Source organism: Trinickia sp. HAY1-2D, from assembly GCF_056754935.1.
The window spans coordinates 1,423,563-1,440,739 of record NZ_JBPGWX010000001.1 but is presented as its reverse complement, the minus strand read 5'-3'; the positions used below and the strand labels follow the sequence as shown (position 1 = coordinate 1,440,739).

The following is a 17,177-nucleotide window of genomic DNA, read 5'->3' as shown; positions in this document are numbered from 1 at the left end:
GTCGATCTCCTTGGAAAGATACGGCCGAATCACGCCACGTTGCAGCGTTCGCGCATCGGCAGCGCGAGCAGTATCGCAGCTGCGAGCCGACATAGCACGCCCAGACCGGTAACGAGCGATGCGACTGGCAAAATCTGCCACTCCCCTGGCAACATCGGCGTAACAAAAATTGCCGAGAAAAACCCAAGCGTTACGGTGAGCCAGCGAGCCCAGCGATGACGGAGTGCAACGAATAGATAAAGCGCACCGAGCAGCACGCGCGCCAGCACGGCGGCGAGCAGCGGCGGTACGCCGCCCGCGGCATTCTCCGGGGCGGGAAGCACGAGGAACTCGAGCAGAACCTCGATCCACGCGAGCGCGTAGCCAAGCACAAGGCAAGCGAGCGCCGCCTTCAAGCGCCCGACCGAGGCCGAATCGAGCGGATGCCGATTGGCGCGCAGTGCGCGCGGTGCGCGCCGCGGCGGCCTGCCGGGAAAGGGGTGGCTCGCAATCATGGTCTGCTCGCTGGAGGACGGCGTGAGCGGTGCTGCGCGGCAAGCGCGCCGGTGCCGGATGCGCTCGCGCCAGCGTGTGTGTTTTGTCCATCGTAGCTTAGCGGCGCCGAACTTCAAGCAAGGCGTGAGCATGGCGGCATGTAGGGAGGTCAGTCTTGGCGCCGGCGATCGAGAGCAAGGCTCGTTCCGGGGCTCGGCTCGCGCAGTCGCCTGGATGCTGTCGCCGCATGTCGCTGTCGCCGACCGCACTGGACCGATTTATTTCCGATAGAAGAGGCGTTTTCGAGGGAGTATGATTCCTATCCTGCGAGCGGGCGGCCAGGCGAAAACGTGGTTGCCCGCTTGCTTCGCCGCCGCGCTGTAGACCTACGCGCCCGGCGGCCGAGCAGTATGTAGCAGTACATAAAAAGGGTATCGGAGGCAGGCGAGTCATGCATTCTGACGCTGCATTCACGCATCGCGGATATTTGCTGAACTGCGCTCCCGCGCGGACCGGGGATGGCGCATACCAGCCATATGTCGTGATTTCACGGTCGAGCGACGGGGAGCTCGTGGCCAATCGTTTTTTTCCGGCCGAACTGCGCTTTTGCGACGAAGCCGCGGCGATCGCACATGCGCGCGATTGGGCCGTGCGATGGATCGATGCCAGCAGCTTGACCGTTTGACGGGGCATCGCGGGTGACCCCGCCGCTGGCGGCGTTCTCGCAAAACGCGGTAATCTCTGCGGAAGTGTCACTACCCGGCCGCATCGCAAGCGGCGTTCCTTCATATCATGTCCACTCCGTCCTCCCGTCATTGGGGACTCGAGCAGATCGTCGCCGAGCTTCGTGCTTCGCGCGAAGAGCTGCATCGCACGCGTCATCCTCGCGGCATTCGCGAACTGCCTTCGCGCGAGGCGATCGTCGGCATCGTCAACGGTCTGCGCGCGGCGATGTTCCCCACGCATTACGGCGCGCCCGACCTCACTGACGAAACGGTCGACTACTACGTCGGCCATACGCTGGAAACCACGTTGCGTTTGCTATGCGAGCAGGTACGGCGGGCGCTGCGATTCTTGCCCGAGCATGCGCAGACTTCGGAGTTGGAGCTGGTCGAGCGCGCGTTCGAGATCACGCGTGTGCTTGGCACGGAGTTGCCGCGCATTCGCGCGCTGCTCGTCAGCGATATTCAAGCCGCGTTCGCGGGGGACCCCGCCGCGCAGCATATTACGGAAATCCTGCTTTGCTACCCGGGCGTGCTGGCCGTCATGCATCATCGGCTCGCGCACGCGCTGCATCGGCTCGGTGTGCCGCTGCTTGCGCGTTTCATCAACGAGATCGCGCACTCGGCGACCGGCATCGATATTCACCCCGGCGCGCAGATCGGCGCGAGCTTTTTCATCGATCACGGCACGGGCGTCGTGATTGGACAAACCGCTGTGATCGGGGAGCGCGTGCGGCTTTATCAGGCTGTGACGCTAGGTGCGAAGAGTTTTCCGTCCGGTAGCGACGGCGCGCTCGTGAAAGGCCACGCGCGGCATCCGATCGTCGAGGACGATGTCGTGATCTATGCAGGCGCAACGATCCTGGGGCGTGTGACGATCGGCCGCGGCGCTGTCATTGGCGGAAATGTCTGGCTCACGCATAGCGTGGCGCCCGGCGCCAGCATTTCGCAGGGCAATGTGCGCGAAGGCGGCCGCAACGATGAGCCCGAAACGGGCAAGCGTGGACGTAAATGAAAACGAAAAGGGGCGGACGCGTTTTGATGCATCGCTCCTCGATCGATGGAGTCGAAGCCACGTCGGCGGACACGACGCAAACGTTTGCGCGTCATTCGCATGAGCGCTTCGGTATCGGTCTCGTAGTGCGCGGCGGACAGCGTTCGTCGAGCGGGCGCGGGCCGGTAGAGGCGCGTGCCGGTGATGCGATCACGGTCAATCCCGGCGAGGTTCATGACGGCAGCCCGCTCGATGAGCAGGGGCGTGTCTGGCACATGCTCTATGTTTCCCCCGCCCTCATGGATGACGTGGCCCGCGATCTGGAAGTGCGCGCAGGCTCGTCGTTGGAAATCGAGCGCCCCGTCCTACGCGATGCGCGTTTTGCCGCGCTATTCGAACGCGCGTATTGCGGCGCGCTCACGGGTGACGCGAGCATCGGACGGCTCGCGGGCGAGGAGGCGATGTTCGCTTTGCTTGCGGATGTCATTTCGCGGCATACGACCGTATGCGTGCCTGCCCGATCCGGCGTGCGCGGACATGCGGCTGCCCGTGAGGTGGCGCGTGCGCGCATGCGCATTGACGACGATCCGGCCAATACGGTGACGCTCGCCACGCTGGCGGCCGATGCGGGATTGAGCCGCTTTCAATTGTTGCGCGAGTTTGCCCGCGAGACGGGGCTGCCCCCGCATGCCTATCTGATTCAGCGGCGTGTCGCGCTCGCGCGTCGATTGATCGCGACGGGCTGCGCGCTAGCCGACGCCGCAGCGGGTGCGGGGTTTGCCGATCAGAGCCATATGACTCGCGCGTTCGTTCGCCTCTATGGGATCACGCCGGCGAATTTTGCCGCAGCTATTGGCTAGGCTAATCGGCCATCGCCCAACCCGCTGCAATTTCGTTCAAGACCTGCGCCCCCGTGAGTATCTAATCTGCGTTCCATTCATTGGAAGAACGGAGTGGCGCAGATGGCTTCGCGTTGGATGGGATACCTCTTTTGTACGCTGGCGATGATCGGCGTCGGCAGCACGGTAGTCGTCAGCAAGTTGATCGCGCACGGCCTGCCGCCTTTCACGGCAACGGCGCTGCGTTTTGCGATCGCTTTTCCGATATTCGTCGTGGCGATGCGCTTGACCGGCGAGCGGTGGCCGCGGCTCGACGCACGGGAGAGGGCGCTGCTTGCCGTCCAGGCTGCCTCGGGCAGTGTGGGCTATACCGTTCTTCTGCTGAGCGGAATGCGACTGACGTCCGCGACGGATGCGGGTGTCATCGCCGGGGCGATGCCGGTGGTCGCAGCACTCGTGGCCGTGTTCGCGTTGCGGGAACGGCCTGGGCCGATGACGTTCGCGGCCGTTGCGCTTGCAACGATGGGGGTGTTCGTTTGCACGATCGGTGCACCGGGTACGGCGGCCGTGGCGGGATCGCTCGCCCCGAGAGGCGCGGTCGCTTCGTTGGTCGGCGATCTTTTCGTCGTTGCGGCCGTGTTCTGCGAGGGCTTCTTCATCCTGCTCAATAAGCGCTTGCGCACGCCGGTGTCGCCGCTGCAATTGTCGACGCTGATGTCGGGTGGCGGCCTCGCGCTATCGATCGTTCCTGCGCTGCTCGAACCGCATTCGGCGGGCCCTGTCGATACCGTGGCACTTGCCGGTGTGGCGTATTACGCGCTCGTGCCGACGGTCGCTGGCTTCATGCTGTGGTTCGCGGGCGTCCAGCGCATCGAAGGCGCGCAAGCGAGCGCGTTGACGGCTCTCGTGCCCGTGTCGGCGGCCGGCCTTGCCGCTGTTGTACTGCACGAGTCGATCGGCGCGGCCCAGTGGTGGGGCATGGGGTGTGTGCTGTGCGCGGTAGCGCTCATCGCGCGCGATGGCGGGCGACGCGTCCGGATTTCCGAGGCGCAGCACGCTGTCTAGGCGGTTGCAGCGTATAGCGACCGCCCCCTCCCGGCATCGTGGGAAGGCATGGCGACGATCGGTGACCCACGCGAGCGCGCAAAGCGCGCCGCGTGGGGCCACCATGACGGCTACAGCCCGTCGTGATCGCTAATCCCTAATCCCGATTCGCATCGAAGAAGCGGCGAACTTCCAATTCCGCTTCGTCGCGCGTCTTGCCATATCGCTCTTGGATCAACCCCGCCAGCCGTTCGGCATTCCCGTCGGCCTGCGTCAGCTCGTCATCCGTCAACTCGCCCCACGCAGCCTTCGCCTTCCCGACCATCTGTTTCCATTTCCCTGCAGCGATATCGTTGTTCATCGCGCCCTCCCTTTCGTAAAGGATTCAAATAGGAGCCATTGAAAGGCTCGCGTTTGATTCCAGCAGGGAATGTGCCACGCAGTATGCGCCGCTACGACCGACACTACCCTCGCAGCGCCGCCTTGAGCGCGTCAGCGAACGACAACGCCACGGGCGGCAACGTTCTCGCCCGCTTCTTGATCAATGCGATGGGTCGGACGAATCGACGATCGTCGATGGGCCTGCCCACCAGCTCGCGCTCGGCGCGAATCTCCGGCGCCGAGCCGGGCAGAATCGTAATGCCGAGCCCCGCCCGAACCATCGCCACGGCGGTCATCATGTAGGTCGGCTCGCACGCAATGTCAGGCGTACATTCGGCTTCGTCGAACGCGGCATCGACGATGGCGCGCACACTGGTCCCCGGAGCCGTCAATACCAGCGAGTAACCGGCAAGATCGGAAGCGCCAACACGTCGTTTTTTCGCAAGCGGATGCCCGCGCGGGCAGACCACCATGAGTCGGTCTTCCGCACGGTGCAGGATTTCGAGCTCCGGATCCACGATTTCACCGCCTGTCACCCCAAGATCGAATTCGCCGGCCTTCACGAGCTGATTGACCATGCTCGCCACGACATCGCGAATTTCGAACGTGACATGCGGCGCATCGGTCCGAAAGTCCCGAATCAGAGCCGGCAGCCGCCCTGCGGCAAACGATGGCAGGCACGCGATACGAACCGCACCGCGAGAGCCGTCGCCCAACGCACGCGCATCGTCGAGTACGCGCTGCATGTCCGCCAGCGACTTATGCAAAACCGGCAACAGCTCCCGTCCCACCGACGTCAACGTCACCGTCCGGGAGTTTCGATCGAAAAGCCGTGCGCCCAGCGTTTCCTCGAGGCGACGAATCTGTACCGTCAATGCCGGCTGCGACAAATTGAGCCTGGCCGCCGCGCGCGTGAAGCTGCCCGTCTGTGCCACGGCTACGAACGCACGTATCTCCCGCAGATTCAGATCCATTTCATTTGTTGATTGCTGCAATCAAATCATTTCAATTGTTTTATCGATGTACCGACACTACGCTCTAGCCCATTAAAAGACAAGATTGGAGACAAACCCGTGCTGGCCTTACTTGGCGTTGCCGCCATCGTCGTATTGCTCGTCGCGATCCTGTCGCGACGCATGTCCGCGCTCGTCGCGCTGATCGCAGTGCCTGTCGCCGCCTCATTGATCGGGGGATTCGGCCTGCAAACCTCGCATTTCGTCATCGCCGGCATAAAAGGGCTCGCACCTGTCGTCGGCATGTTCGTCTTCGCCATTCTTTACTTCGGCACGATCACTGACGCGGGCACGCTCGATCCGATCATCGACCGCATTCTTCGCACGGTCGGCACGCGCCCGACCCGCATCGTCGTCGGAACGGCGTTGCTGGCACTGCTCATTCATCTGGACGGCTCGGGTGCCGTTTGTTTTTTGATCGCGATACCCGCCATGCTGCCGCTCTACGACCGGCTGAACATGGATCGGCGCGTGTTGGCTGCGGCGGTGTCGCTCGCGGCCGGCGTGAACTTCCTGCCGTGGACCGGGCCGATGATCCGCGCCTCGGCATCCCTCCATCTGCCGGTGTCGGCGATTTTCAACCCGCTGATCCCGGTGCAGATCGTCGGTCTCGTGTTCGTTTTCGGCACGGCGTGGCTGCTCGGCAAGCGCGAGGAGCGGCGGCTCGGCGCGAACCTGGCGGCCACCGACGTACTGCTTGCGCGCCACGATCTGACCGATGAGGAAAAGGCCCTGCGTCGCCCACGCAATTTCTGGTTCAACATACTGCTGACGGTGGCGGTGCTGGGCACGATGGTCGCCATGGGCGAAAAAATTCCGCCCGTCCTCATGTTCATGATCGGGTTGTGCATCGCGTTGCTCGTCAACTACCCGAACGTGGAAATGCAGCGCAAGCGCATCGACGCGCATGCGCGCGCGGCGCTGATGATGGCCGCCATCCTGCTGGCAGCGGGCGTGTTCACCGGCATCATGCAGGGCAGCGGCATGCTCAAGGCGATGGCGCAGGCGGCGGTCGGTTTCGTCCCGGCCTCGATGGCGGGGCACATCCCGGTCATTCTCGGCTTCGTCTCGATGCCGCTCAGCCTGCTGTTCGATCCGGACTCGTTCTACTTCGGTGTGCTGCCCGTGATTGCGGAGGTCTCGGCGCAACTCGGCGTGCCGGCGGTCAAGATCGGCCAGGCCGCGATACTCGGCCAGATGACGACCGGCTTTCCCATCAGCCCGTTGACGCCGGCAACGTTCCTCGTGATCGGCCTGACCGGTATCGATCTGGCGGAACACCAGCGCTTCAGCTTTCCGCTGTTGTTCGGCGCATCGGCCGTGATGACGCTCGCGTGCGTCGTCTTCGGCATCTTTCCTCTTTGATCCCCGCAAGTCATGTCGACAGTCACGCCTTCTCGCACGATACGAATCGGTGCGGGCGCCGGGTACTCCGGCGACCGCATCGAACCGGCGGTGGAACTCGTCGAGCACGGTTCGCTCGACTATCTCGTCTTCGAATGCCTGGCCGAGCGAACGATCGCGCTGGCCCAGCAAGCGCGCCGCCGCGATGCGTCACTCGGCTACGACCCGCTGCTCGAGGCGCGTTGGTGTGCGGTACTGCCGCTCGCAGCGAAACGCGCCGTGCGTATCGTGACGAACATGGGTGCGGCCAATCCTGTCGCTGCCGCGCGCAAGACGCTGGAGCTCGCGCGGGAACTCGGTATCGACCGGTTGAAGATCGCGGCCGTCACGGGCGACGACGTGCTCGACGCGGTACTGGCCGGGCACTACCGCTTCGAGGAATCGGGCGAACGGGTGGCGGCTTTCAAGGACAAAATCGTCGCGGCGAATGCCTATCTCGGCGCGCAACCGATCGTCGATGCGTTGCGCGCGGGCGCCGACGTCGTGCTGACCGGGCGCGTCGCCGATCCCGCGCTGTTTCTTGCGCCGCTGATCCACGCGTTCGGTTGGTCGATGGACGATTGGGAGCGGCTGGGCCAGGGTACCGTCGTCGGCCATCTGCTCGAATGCGCTGGGCAGATCACCGGCGGGTATTTCGCGGACCCGGGCCTCAAGGAGGTCCCGAACCTCGCGCGCCTCGGCTTTCCGATCGGCGAAGTCCGCGAGGACGGCACCGTCGTCGTGACGAAGGTGCCGCATGCGGGCGGATGCGTGACCGAGGCGACCTGCAAGGAACAACTGCTCTACGAGATCCACGATCCGCAACGCTACCTTCAACCCGACGTCGTCGCCGACTTCACGCAGGTCAGCGTGACGCGGCTCGGTGCCGACCGTGTCGCCGTGAGCGGGGGGCGCGGTACGCCGCGCACCGGCACATTGAAGGCATCGGTCGCGTACTTCGACGGCTTTGTCGGCGAAGGGCAGATCTCGTACGGGGGCCCGGGCGCACTGGCACGCGCGCGTCTTGCGCTCGATGTGGTGCGCGAGCGATTGGCGATGACAGGGGTGGCGGTACGCGAGCTGCGCTGCGATCTCATCGGCGTCGATTCGCTTTATGGACAAACGGCGGCTGCGCACGAGACGCAGCCATACGAAGTGCGCGTGCGCGTCGTGGCACGCTGTGATTCGTTCGATGAAGCTTCGCGGGTCGGCAACGAGGTCGAAACGCTCTATACCAATGGCCCGGCCGCCGGAGGCGGCGTCACGAAGTCCGTGCGAGAGGTCATTGCCGTTCAATCGGTGCTGCTGCCGCGCGAGACGGTCGCGCCATCGGTCCAGATATTCGAAACCTGAAATGAAACTACGCGAGTTGGCGCATGGGCGAACCGGCGATAAGGGCGACACGCTCAACGTATCGGTCATTTGCTTCGACGCGCGGGATTATCCGCATCTCGTGCGCCATTTGAGCGCCGAGCGTGTGAAGGCGCATTTGCAGAGCATCGTGCGCGGCCCGGTGCGGCGCTACGAGTTGCCCCGAATAGGCGCGCTCAACTTCGTGCTCGAGCACGCGCTCGGTGGCGGCGTGACGCGTTCCCTCGCGCTCGATGCGCACGGGAAATCGATCAGCGCCGCCTTGCTCGATATGGACATCGACATCGACATCGAGCCGCCCGCTTGACTCGGGCTGCCGCGACGAACGAATCGCACGAGGAGACGGCACGACTTACCTGTGAGGAGGTGTGATGATGGATTGCGATCTTTCGACCCGATATGGCGGCGAATATGGGAGCGGCCCGAATCGATGCGGGAACCGCCGCATGACTGTGAGGCGCTCGATCGCCGCGCGTTGGCTGTTTGCCGTCGCGCTATGCGCGGCGGCGATGCTCGAGGCCGGTGCGGCGCGCGCGGCGCAAGCCGCCGGATACGATGGACAAACGCGCGCATGCAGCGCGCTCGAGCGCGCGACGATCGAGAACACACGCGTTTCATCGGCTGAGGCCGTGCCGGCGGGCACGACATTCAACGATCCGGGCGGCGCGCCCGTCCAAACGACGACGGCCGTGTGCCGCGTGGTCGCGACGGTCAGCACGCAAAGCGCCGAGCAGATCGGCATCGAAGTGTGGCTGCCGCTCGGTGGCTGGAACGGCCGGTTGCTGGGCGTGGGCTCGGGCGGCTTCGGCGGCGCAATCGTTTATAGCGCGCTCGTGCCGGCGGTGGCACGTGGCTTCGTCGCCGCGAACACCGATACGGGGCACCGGGGCGGTGCCCAGGGCGCGATCGGTCAGCCGTTGTCATGGGCACAGAATCCGGTCCAGCTTCGGGATTGGGGACACACGTCGATTCACTGGATGACCGTTGCGGCGAAGGCGATCACTCGCGCGTATTACGGGCAGGCCCCCGCACGCTCTTACTACAGCGGGTGCTCGACGGGCGGCGCCGAAGCGATGGAGGAGGCGGAGTTCTTTCCCGAGGACTACGACGGCGTGCATGCCGGCTCGCCGGGCATGCATTACAGCCACCTCATGGAGAGCTTTCTCTGGGGCGCGTTGCTGCCCGCGAAGCAGCCGGCGGCGCGACTGACGCCGAGCGCGCTGGCCACGCTCAATCAGGCGGTGCTGCAGCACTGCGGAGGCACCGATGCGGCCAGCGACGGGTTTCTTGCGAATCCGCTCACGTGCCACTTCGACCCGGCCCGCCTGCAGTGCAAGGCGGGCGAGGACCCCGCACACTGCCTGAGTGCCGCGCAGGTGCAGCAAGCACAGCGGCTGTATTCCCCGGTGCTGGACCCGCGCACGGGCCGCGCGCTCTATCCCGGGTTCGCGCGCGGCAGCGAAAGCCAGTGGGCGTTGATTCAAGGCGCGCTCGTACCGAACTATGCGCAACCGTTGTTGGCCAATACCGTCTTCGACAATCCCGACTGGGACTGGACGACGTTCGATTTTGCCGCCGACGCCGATCGTGTCGATGCGGTCTTGTCGCCGAACATCGATGCGATGAGTCCCGATCTCTCGCGCTTTCGTCGGCGCGGCGGCAAGCTGATCATGACGCAGGGCTGGGCGGACGCGTTGAACGCCCAGACGTTGCCGATCGAATATTTCGAGGAAGTGGCGAATGAAGCCGGCGGCGTCCGAGCGGCGCAGTCGTTTTATCGGCTCGTCATGGCGCCGGGAATGAGCCACTGCGGCGGCGGCCCGGGACCCAATACGGTCGGCGGCAACTTACCGCCTGTCCACCTCGACCCGGAGCGGGACGTCGTCAGCGCGCTGCAGGCGTGGGTCGAGCAAGGGCGGGCGCCCGAGTCGTTCGTTTCGACGAAGTATGTCAACGACGACCCGGCGTCGGGCGTCCAGTTCGAACGGCCTGTGTGCGTCTACCCGGATGTGCCGCGCTACAAGGGGCATGGCGATCGACGCTTCGCGAGCAGCTTCGCCTGTGTTCCCGGTCCTCGATTGACGAGCCACTGAACGCGCGGCCCAGCGTGCGGCAATTCGGCGAAACCGGGCACCGGGCGTTAGACGTTGGGCAACGCGAGCGCCCCCGGATTGCCGACGATGGCGAGAAACTCGCGGCGTGTCGACGGATCGGTCCTGAACGAGCCCAGCATGCGCGAAGTCACCATTGCCACGCCGGGCTTGTGCACGCCGCGCGTGGTGATGCACTGATGCGCGGCTTCGAGGATGACACCGACACCGCGCGGCTGGAGAATCTCGTTGAGCGTGTCGGCGATTTGGACCGTCATTTTTTCCTGAATCTGGAGCCGTTTGGCGAAGGCATCGACGAGCCTCGCGAGCTTCGAGATGCCGACGACGCGGTGTTTCGGCAGATAGGCGACATGCGCGCGGCCGACGATGGGCACCATGTGATGCTCGCAATAGCTTTCGAAGCGGATGTCCTTGAGTACGACCATCTCGTCGTAGCCGTCGACCTCCGAAAACGTTCGGGCGAGTATTTCGCGCGGATCGAGGCGATAACCGGCAAAGAACTCCTCATAGGAGCGCGTGACGCGTCCCGGTGTGTCGCGCAGTCCTTCGCGATCGGGATCGTCTCCGGCCCAGCGCAGCAACACGCGCACCGCTTCCTCGGCTTGTTCGCGCGTCGGACGCGCGATAGCGTGCTCGACGAGATCGACGGCAGCGCTCGCCTTCGACCGGCTTCCCGACGCGCTCTTCTTGCCGGCTCGCGATTTAGTGCTGCTCATGACTGACTCCTCCCCTTTCCCGGTTGGTCGTTGTAGGACATCCTGTGCGGCATTGTGCAAGTCGCGCACCCATGCGCGGCATTGTTCCATGTTTTCGCGAGAATCGGGGGAGGGGTTTTACGGGCGGCCGCGTGCGCTGCGAGCGCCATGGGAGCTGTAGCACAATAGGGCTTTCGCCATGGAGGTCTCACGCTCATGCCCTTTGCCACTGTCAATGGAATCAGCCTCTACTATCGAATCGACGGCCCGGCCGACGCACGAGCGCCGTGGCTGGTATTGTCGAACGCCCTGGGCACCGACGTTTCGTTATGGTCGCCGCAGATCGGCGCGTTCGCGAGGCATTTCCGGGTGCTGCGCTACGACGCGCGCGGGCATGGCCGTTCGAGTGTGCCGCCGGGCCCGTACACGATCGAGCAACTGAGCGCGGATGTCCTGGCGCTCATGGATGAGCTTGCGATCGATCAGGCACATGTATGCGGGATATCGCTGGGCGGCGTGACGGCCATGGCACTGGCCGCACGCCATGGCCAACGCGTCGGACGGCTCGTCGATATCAGCGCACTGCCCCGCAATCTGGCGCCTCGGGAGACCTGGCTCGAGCGCATGGAGCAGGCGCGAGGCGGCGGAATGCCCGCGCTGGCGAGTGCGTCGGTCGAACGTTGGCTCAGCGCGGCGTTTCGTGCGCGCGAGCTCCTCGTTGCCGAGGCGATTCGCGATGTCGTGCGGCACACGGACGCGCAAGGGTACATCGCGAGTTGCGCGGCGGTCGCGGATACGGATTTATCGCAAGAAGTGGAGCGCATCGCGGCGCCGACGCTCATCGTGAGCGGCACGCACGACGCGAGCTTTCCGGTCGATGAAGGCAGGGCGTTGGCGGCGCGCATTCCCGGTGCACGCCACGTCGCATTCGAGGCGCTGCATTTGCCCAATGTGGAACAGGCATCGGCTTTGACGCAGACGGTACTCGACTTTCTGCGCTTACCGTCGCCGTGAGCACTGGTTGGGCCAGGACCGCGCGCCGGGCTTACTCCTCGGCGTCGTGGTCCGCAACGAAGCGCATCAGGTAGGCGCGCAACGCGGCGTCCAGGGCGCGATGATCTGCCACGCTCTTCGAACCCGCATCGGCTTCTTCGCCGAACAGCGTGGGCGGCGCATCGTAGACACCGACTTCGGCGCCTTCACGGAAGACGCGGATTTCATGCGTCGTTTCCAGGTATTCGGCGGTCCAGTGAATGCCTTCGATATGCACGCCGGTCCGGACGATCGTCTTCATGAGTACCCTCCCTCGCAAGCCGGCGGGGCGTGGAATGCCACGCCGGCACCTGGCGATAAGGGTACGCCTGTCGGGCAGCGCGCGCATCGGCCGCGCGTGTTTTGTTTCAGTGGCTGATCGATTCGAGCGAGCGTCCCTTGGTAGACGGCCCGAGCAGAATCATGCAGATGCCCACGACCATCGACGCACCGATGAACGTCGCCACGCCGGGCACGCCATAGTTGTGAAGCAAAACGCCGATGGCCAGGCCTGCAAACGCCGCGGCGATACGGCTCCACGAATAGACGAAGCCGACGGCGCGCGCTCGGATGCGAGTTGGGAAGAGTTCCGCCTGATAGCCGTGGTAGGCATACGACATGACGTTCGCGGCGAGCGTGAACACCACGCCGAGCACGATGAGGACGGCCGGTTCCGAAGCTTGCGAAAAGAGCGCGATGACGATGCCCATGATGAGCAGGCCGCCGCAGATTTGCGTCTTGCGTTCGAGCTTATCGGCGAAGAACGTGCCGAGCAGGGGGCCGAACGGATTGGCGATGGCGATCACGAAGGCGTAGCCGAGGCTGGCGGTCACGTGCACGCCGCGATGGATCAGCAGCGTCGGCACCCAGGCGGCGAAGCCGTAAAAGCCGATGACCTGCGCCATGTTGAAGATCGACAGGATGAGCGTGCGCTTCCGATAGAGCGGACCGAAAATTTCGGCGATCGAGCCGCGGCCTTCCATTTCGGCCGAGATCGGTTGCGGCGCCGGCAGCGCGATGCCCTTTTCCGCGGCGACGCGGCGTTCGATATCCGCGACGATGCGCTCGGCCTCGTCCAGACGGCCTTGGCGCGCGAGCCAGCGCGGGCTTTCGGGAACGTTGCGGCGAATGATCCAGACGGCGATCGCACCGAGCGTGCCGATCAGGATGACGACGCGCCAGTACTCGAGCCCCAGTGGGTGCGTGTCCTTGAGGATGAAGGCGAGAAATGCCACGACGGGCACCGCGCAAAAGGTGATGAACTGATTGACCGCATACGCGCGGCCGCGCTCGCCGCTGGGGATGAGTTCGGAGATGTAGGAGTCGATGGTTACGAGTTCCACGCCGATACCGATGCCCGCGGCGAAGCGCCAGAGGTTGATGGCAAGGCCGGAATGCTGGAATGCCATGATCGCCGTGCAGATCACGTACCAGATGAGCGACCACGTAAAGATGAACCGGCGTCCGAGGCGATCGGCGACGAAGCCGAACACGAGCGCGCCGATCCAGAGTCCTGCGAACGTGGCGAAGACGAATGTGCCGAAGCCGGCCACGGCGATGGGCGCGAGCGCCGCGAAAAAGCCGAGCGATTCGGGCTTGAAGAGACCGGCCTGGACCATCCCTGGCGCGACGTAGCCGGTGAAGAACAGATCGTAGAACTCGAAGATGCCGCCGAGCGAGATCAGAATGACCATCGTCCAGACGGTCCGCGACGGCGGCAGGCGATCGAAGCGTGCTGCTATTTCAGCCGATTTCTGATTGGACATTTGCGCCTCTTTGTTTATTTTGCAGTTCGTTTTCGAATGTCTTGCTTTGCCGACTTGTCGCTGCGGCGGCAATCGAAACAACCCGCAACTGTCGCACGTCGACTTGCACGTCGCAATGGGTGCGATTACGGACGGGTCGAGCGGGGGCATGAGCGTTGCCACCACTTCCTTCGAAGCGTTGACGAGATCATCCTCGGTGAGGAGGCGCTGATAATTCGTCGGGACGGGTGGTGGGAGAGCCGTGAATTCGATACATTGGGTATCGAGTCAGACGACTTGAGGTGGTCTTATCGAAACTCTTGAGCAGCACTAAAGTGGGATACTTTGGCGCCGACTCTAATGGCGGCCATCGAATCCAGGACACGGGAGACACGGGAATGAAGCGGCAACGCAACGCAAAGATCATCGCCACGCTCGGGCCGTCGAGTTCCGATCCGCAGGTCATCCGGCAACTGTTCGACGCCGGCGTCGACGTTTTCCGCTTGAACTTCAGCCACGGAACCCAAAGCGACCATTTGCAGCGGCTCACGGCCATCCGCGCGCTCGAGCGCGAAAGCGGGCGCCCGATCGGCGTGCTGCTCGATCTGCAAGGACCGAAGCTGCGGCTCGGCACGTTCGAAGGAGGGAGCGCCGAGCTCCTGGCGGGAGAGTCGTTTCGCCTCGACATGAATCCGGCCGCCGGCACGAACCGCCGCGCGCCGCTCATGCACCGGGAGATTTTCGAAGCGATCGAGCGCGGTTCCGAACTGCTGCTCGACGACGGCAAGATCCGTCTTTCGGTCGAATCGAAAGGCCCGGATTACGCCGAAACCCGCGTGGTGGTGGGCGGACGCATCTCCGATCGCAAAGGCGTGAACGTGCCGGCCGTCATGCTGCCCATTTCCGCGCTGACCGCAAAGGACCGTGAGGATCTGGCGTTCGGCCTCGAGCATGGCGTCGATTGGGTGGCATTGTCGTTCGTGCAGCGGCCCGAGGATATCGACGAAGCGCGCGCGCTGATCGGCGATCGCGCGTGGATCATGGCCAAGCTCGAAAAACCGCTTGCGATCGATCATCTCGAGGCCATCGTCGCGCGCTGCGACGGCATCATGGTCGCCCGCGGCGATCTCGGCGTCGAATTGCCGGCCGAGCAGATTCCCGAACTGCAGCGGCGCATCGTCGGCGCGTGCCGGGCGGCGGGAAAGGCGGTCGTCGTGGCCACGCAAATGCTCGAATCGATGACGAATTCGCCCGTGCCGACGCGCGCCGAGACGTCGGATGTCGCCGGCGCGATCTACGAAGGCAGCGATGCCGTCATGCTGTCCGCCGAATCCGCGAGCGGCAAGTTCCCGCTCGAAGCCGTCGCGATGATGAATCGCATCATCGAGCGGGTGGAGCGCGATCCCGGCTACCGGCTCGGCATCGACGCGTCGCATACGCCCGCGCAATCGACGACGGCCGACGCCATTTGCTGCGCGTTGCGCACGATCGTGCAACTGATCGGGCCGGCGGTGACGGTGACCTATACGCTTTCGGGTTTCACGAGCGTACGCGCCGCACGCGAGCGCGCCCCGAGCGCGATCATCGCGCTCACACCTTCGTTGCAGGTGGCGCGCAGGCTTGCGCTCGTTTGGGGGATTCACTCGATGCCTTACCGCAACGCGCACGACGTGGACGACATGATCGCGTTGGCTTGCGAGGCGGCGCGCGGCGCCGGCTTCGCGCGCGACGGCGATTCGATCGCCATTGCCGCCGGTTTGCCGTTCGGCGAATCGGGCACGGCAAATCTCCTTCATATCGCGAAGGTGGGGCGATAGCGAAAAAAATGCAGGTCGATGTCGATTTCGGTTCGCGTCGTTCGTCGTGCGGATAGAGCCGGCGAAAACGAAGCCTTCCTGGCCGCGCTCACTTTACGAACAACTTATAGGAGCAAGCCGTCATGTCGACCTCTTCCGTCAAACCCATTCCCGAAGGCATGCATTCGCTGACGCCGCAGATCGTCTGCGCAGGCGCTGCCGACGCCATCGATTTCTACAAGCGGGCTTTCGGCGCCGTTGAACTGTTTCGCATGCTGACCACCGACGGCAACATCGGCCATGCGCAAATCAAGATCGGCAATTCCGTGGTCATGCTGACGGACGAGTCCGCGGAGTGCGGCTCGCTCGGCCCGAAAGCGCTCAAGGGCACGCCGGTGAGTCTCTATTTGTATGTCGAAAACGCCGACGCGGCCTTCGAGCGCGCGGTGGCGGCCGGTGCGACCGTCGTCATGCCGTTGGCCGACATGTTCTGGGGCGACCGTTGGGGCTTCGTCGAGGACCCGTTCGGTCACCGTTGGCATATCGCATCGCACGTACGCGATCTCGAACCCGAGGCGATACAGCGTGGGATGCAAGCGGCCATGCAGGAACGGCAGCACACCAGCTGAGGAGCCGTCGGCGCTCGTCGGTTATCCCATAGTCGAACCTGCGGTGCCCCGACGAGGGGCCAATCGGCGCGCTGAGTGTTCGCATGAGTGCACGTTGTTGCACGTTTACATTCTCGTTTATGCACGTTATGATTTCGCGCATGAACGAAGAACTCCCGCTCGCGCGCCGCGATTCGATTGCCGGCCGGCTGGCCGACGGCCAGTCCGTCGTCGCTGCCGTACTGGCAGCCGAATTCGGCGTTTCCGAAGACGCCATACGCCGCGACCTGCGGGCGCTTGCGGCGCAAGGCCTTTGCCGCCGCGTCTATGGCGGCGCGTTGCCGGTCACGCCGGCGTCCCGGCCTATGGCGGCGCGCATCGATGAGGCGAGCGAGCGCAAGCAGGCATTGGCGCGGGCCGCGGTACCGTCGATTCAAAGAGGGGAGTTCCTGTTCCTCGACAGCAGCAGCACCAATCTCGCACTGGTTGGCTACCTACCCGAAGACTTCGGGCTCACTGTCGCAACGAATTCCATCGATATCGCCGCTGCCGCGCTGCGGCGATCCGATTTGCAGCTCGTGATGATCGGCGGAACGGTCGATCCGGTCGTGGGCGGATGTGTCGATGCAAGCGCGTTGCAAAGCGTCGCCCGCATGAATATCGACCGCTGTTTTCTCGGGGCCTGCGCGGTCTCCCCGAAGGGCGGCATCAGCGTATTCGATATGGCCGATGCCGCATTCAAGCGCGCTGTCCTTGCGGTAAGCGAACACAGCGCAGTCCTTTCGACGAACGAGAAACTCGACACCCGCTCTCCATACCGGGTCGCCGCAATCGAGGAAATCGACTGTTTCATCGTCGAGCACGATCTGCCCCGCACGCATCGCTTGGCGTTGGCGGAGGCGGGCGCCTCCATCGTCGCGGCGGCAGCGCCCGTACTCGGCCACGCATGCACCGAGGGCCCGCTTTGAA

Annotated in this window: 18 protein-coding genes; 12 read left to right on the top strand and 6 right to left on the bottom strand. The window is 64.3% G+C overall.

All coding sequences use genetic code 11. The annotated features are described in order from the left end of the window. Positions 1–29 precede the first annotated feature (29 nt). Positions 30–494 carry a hypothetical protein gene (locus ACR9ZC_RS06300; RefSeq protein ID WP_481579571.1) on the bottom strand — a complete coding sequence of 155 codons (465 nt, stop codon included), beginning with the start codon at positions 492–494 and terminating at the stop codon, positions 30–32. A 431-nt stretch (positions 495–925) separates the two neighbouring features. Between ACR9ZC_RS06300 and ACR9ZC_RS06295 the strand changes: the two genes are divergently transcribed. From ACR9ZC_RS06295 to ACR9ZC_RS06280, 4 genes are all read left to right on the top strand, one after another. Continuing rightward, complete coding sequence (locus tag ACR9ZC_RS06295; RefSeq protein ID WP_331572978.1) at positions 926–1,159, top strand: hypothetical protein; 234 nt, start codon at positions 926–928, stop codon at positions 1,157–1,159. Positions 1,160–1,266: 107 nt separating this feature from the next. After that, positions 1,267–2,211 (top strand): serine O-acetyltransferase EpsC, encoded by a 945-nt coding sequence (epsC, locus tag ACR9ZC_RS06290; RefSeq protein ID WP_481579570.1) that lies wholly within the window; start codon positions 1,267–1,269, stop codon positions 2,209–2,211. A 26-nt stretch (positions 2,212–2,237) separates the two neighbouring features. Beyond that, on the top strand, positions 2,238–3,050 hold the full coding sequence (locus ACR9ZC_RS06285; RefSeq protein WP_481579569.1) for an AraC family transcriptional regulator: 813 nt from the start codon (positions 2,238–2,240) through the stop codon (positions 3,048–3,050). A gap of 102 nt (positions 3,051–3,152) precedes the next feature. Then, positions 3,153–4,094: a DMT family transporter gene (locus tag ACR9ZC_RS06280; protein WP_481579568.1), complete on the top strand. Its 942-nt coding sequence runs from the start codon at positions 3,153–3,155 to the stop codon at positions 4,092–4,094. 136 nt (positions 4,095–4,230) lie between these two features. On the opposite strand, the gene ACR9ZC_RS06275 is transcribed toward ACR9ZC_RS06280, so the two are convergent. Both ACR9ZC_RS06275 and ACR9ZC_RS06270 read right to left on the bottom strand, forming a co-directional pair. Next, positions 4,231–4,434 (bottom strand): CsbD family protein, encoded by a 204-nt coding sequence (locus ACR9ZC_RS06275; RefSeq protein WP_331571084.1) that lies wholly within the window; start codon positions 4,432–4,434, stop codon positions 4,231–4,233. A 103-nt stretch (positions 4,435–4,537) separates the two neighbouring features. After that, on the bottom strand, positions 4,538–5,428 hold the full coding sequence (locus ACR9ZC_RS06270; RefSeq protein ID WP_481579567.1) for a LysR family transcriptional regulator: 891 nt from the start codon (positions 5,426–5,428) through the stop codon (positions 4,538–4,540). A 99-nt stretch (positions 5,429–5,527) separates the two neighbouring features. Between ACR9ZC_RS06270 and ACR9ZC_RS06265 the strand changes: the two genes are divergently transcribed. From ACR9ZC_RS06265 to ACR9ZC_RS06250, 4 genes are all read left to right on the top strand, one after another. Continuing rightward, positions 5,528–6,832: a CitMHS family transporter gene (locus ACR9ZC_RS06265; protein ID WP_481579566.1), complete on the top strand. Its 1,305-nt coding sequence runs from the start codon at positions 5,528–5,530 to the stop codon at positions 6,830–6,832. Between the two features lie 12 nt (positions 6,833–6,844). After that, positions 6,845–8,203: an acyclic terpene utilization AtuA family protein gene (locus ACR9ZC_RS06260; RefSeq protein ID WP_481579565.1), complete on the top strand. Its 1,359-nt coding sequence runs from the start codon at positions 6,845–6,847 to the stop codon at positions 8,201–8,203. A gap of 1 nt (position 8,204) precedes the next feature. Continuing rightward, positions 8,205–8,528 (top strand): AtuA-related protein, encoded by a 324-nt coding sequence (locus ACR9ZC_RS06255; RefSeq protein ID WP_481579564.1) that lies wholly within the window; start codon positions 8,205–8,207, stop codon positions 8,526–8,528. Between the two features lie 139 nt (positions 8,529–8,667). Further along, on the top strand, positions 8,668–10,314 hold the full coding sequence (locus ACR9ZC_RS06250; protein WP_481579563.1) for a tannase/feruloyl esterase family alpha/beta hydrolase: 1,647 nt from the start codon (positions 8,668–8,670) through the stop codon (positions 10,312–10,314). A gap of 47 nt (positions 10,315–10,361) precedes the next feature. Here ACR9ZC_RS06250 and folE read toward each other — a convergent pair whose 3' ends face one another. Continuing rightward, positions 10,362–11,048, bottom strand: a complete 687-nt coding sequence (gene folE, locus ACR9ZC_RS06245; protein ID WP_481579562.1) for a GTP cyclohydrolase I FolE — start codon at positions 11,046–11,048, stop codon at positions 10,362–10,364. Between the two features lie 195 nt (positions 11,049–11,243). Between folE and pcaD the strand changes: the two genes are divergently transcribed. Beyond that, entirely contained in the window at positions 11,244–12,041 is a 798-nt protein-coding gene (pcaD, locus tag ACR9ZC_RS06240; protein WP_481579561.1) for a 3-oxoadipate enol-lactonase, read from the top strand. 31 nt (positions 12,042–12,072) lie between these two features. Here the strand turns inward: pcaD and ACR9ZC_RS06235 are convergent, their stop codons facing one another. Continuing rightward, positions 12,073–12,321, bottom strand: a complete 249-nt coding sequence (locus ACR9ZC_RS06235; RefSeq protein WP_481579560.1) for a hypothetical protein — start codon at positions 12,319–12,321, stop codon at positions 12,073–12,075. Positions 12,322–12,427: 106 nt separating this feature from the next. Further along, the gene (locus ACR9ZC_RS06230) at positions 12,428–13,753 is read right to left on the bottom strand and encodes an MFS transporter (RefSeq protein ID WP_331571118.1); all 1,326 of its coding nucleotides are present in this window, start codon (positions 13,751–13,753) and stop codon (positions 12,428–12,430) included. Positions 13,754–14,202: 449 nt separating this feature from the next. Here ACR9ZC_RS06230 and pyk point away from each other — a divergent pair, with 449 nt between their 5' ends. From pyk to ACR9ZC_RS06215, 3 genes are all read left to right on the top strand, one after another. After that, entirely contained in the window at positions 14,203–15,621 is a 1,419-nt protein-coding gene (gene pyk, locus ACR9ZC_RS06225; RefSeq protein WP_481579559.1) for a pyruvate kinase, read from the top strand. 122 nt (positions 15,622–15,743) lie between these two features. Continuing rightward, a complete protein-coding gene (locus tag ACR9ZC_RS06220) occupies positions 15,744–16,229 on the top strand; it encodes a VOC family protein (protein ID WP_481579558.1) in 486 nt (161 codons plus the stop codon). A 140-nt stretch (positions 16,230–16,369) separates the two neighbouring features. Continuing rightward, entirely contained in the window at positions 16,370–17,176 is an 807-nt protein-coding gene (locus ACR9ZC_RS06215) for a DeoR/GlpR family DNA-binding transcription regulator (protein WP_481579557.1), read from the top strand. The last annotated feature ends 1 nt before the right edge of the window (position 17,177 follow it).

Excerpts from the sequence above, each read along its gene's own strand:
- ACR9ZC_RS06300 (WP_481579571.1), bottom strand. The coding sequence starts at position 494 with ATGATTGCGAGCCACCCCTTTCCCGGCAGGCCGCCGCGGCGCGCACCG.
- ACR9ZC_RS06295 (WP_331572978.1), top strand. The coding sequence starts at position 926 with ATGCATTCTGACGCTGCATTCACGCATCGCGGATATTTGCTGAACTGC.
- epsC (WP_481579570.1), top strand. The coding sequence starts at position 1,267 with ATGTCCACTCCGTCCTCCCGTCATTGGGGACTCGAGCAGATCGTCGCC.
- ACR9ZC_RS06285 (WP_481579569.1), top strand. The coding sequence starts at position 2,238 with ATGCATCGCTCCTCGATCGATGGAGTCGAAGCCACGTCGGCGGACACG.
- ACR9ZC_RS06280 (WP_481579568.1), top strand. The coding sequence starts at position 3,153 with ATGGCTTCGCGTTGGATGGGATACCTCTTTTGTACGCTGGCGATGATC.
- ACR9ZC_RS06275 (WP_331571084.1), bottom strand. The coding sequence starts at position 4,434 with ATGAACAACGATATCGCTGCAGGGAAATGGAAACAGATGGTCGGGAAG.
- ACR9ZC_RS06270 (WP_481579567.1), bottom strand. The coding sequence starts at position 5,428 with ATGGATCTGAATCTGCGGGAGATACGTGCGTTCGTAGCCGTGGCACAG.
- ACR9ZC_RS06260 (WP_481579565.1), top strand. The coding sequence starts at position 6,845 with ATGTCGACAGTCACGCCTTCTCGCACGATACGAATCGGTGCGGGCGCC.
- ACR9ZC_RS06255 (WP_481579564.1), top strand. The coding sequence starts at position 8,205 with ATGAAACTACGCGAGTTGGCGCATGGGCGAACCGGCGATAAGGGCGAC.
- ACR9ZC_RS06250 (WP_481579563.1), top strand. The coding sequence starts at position 8,668 with ATGACTGTGAGGCGCTCGATCGCCGCGCGTTGGCTGTTTGCCGTCGCG.
- folE (WP_481579562.1), bottom strand. The coding sequence starts at position 11,048 with ATGAGCAGCACTAAATCGCGAGCCGGCAAGAAGAGCGCGTCGGGAAGC.
- pcaD (WP_481579561.1), top strand. The coding sequence starts at position 11,244 with ATGCCCTTTGCCACTGTCAATGGAATCAGCCTCTACTATCGAATCGAC.
- ACR9ZC_RS06235 (WP_481579560.1), bottom strand. The coding sequence starts at position 12,321 with ATGAAGACGATCGTCCGGACCGGCGTGCATATCGAAGGCATTCACTGG.
- ACR9ZC_RS06230 (WP_331571118.1), bottom strand. The coding sequence starts at position 13,753 with ATGGTCATTCTGATCTCGCTCGGCGGCATCTTCGAGTTCTACGATCTG.
- pyk (WP_481579559.1), top strand. The coding sequence starts at position 14,203 with ATGAAGCGGCAACGCAACGCAAAGATCATCGCCACGCTCGGGCCGTCG.
- ACR9ZC_RS06220 (WP_481579558.1), top strand. The coding sequence starts at position 15,744 with ATGTCGACCTCTTCCGTCAAACCCATTCCCGAAGGCATGCATTCGCTG.
- ACR9ZC_RS06215 (WP_481579557.1), top strand. The coding sequence starts at position 16,370 with ATGAACGAAGAACTCCCGCTCGCGCGCCGCGATTCGATTGCCGGCCGG.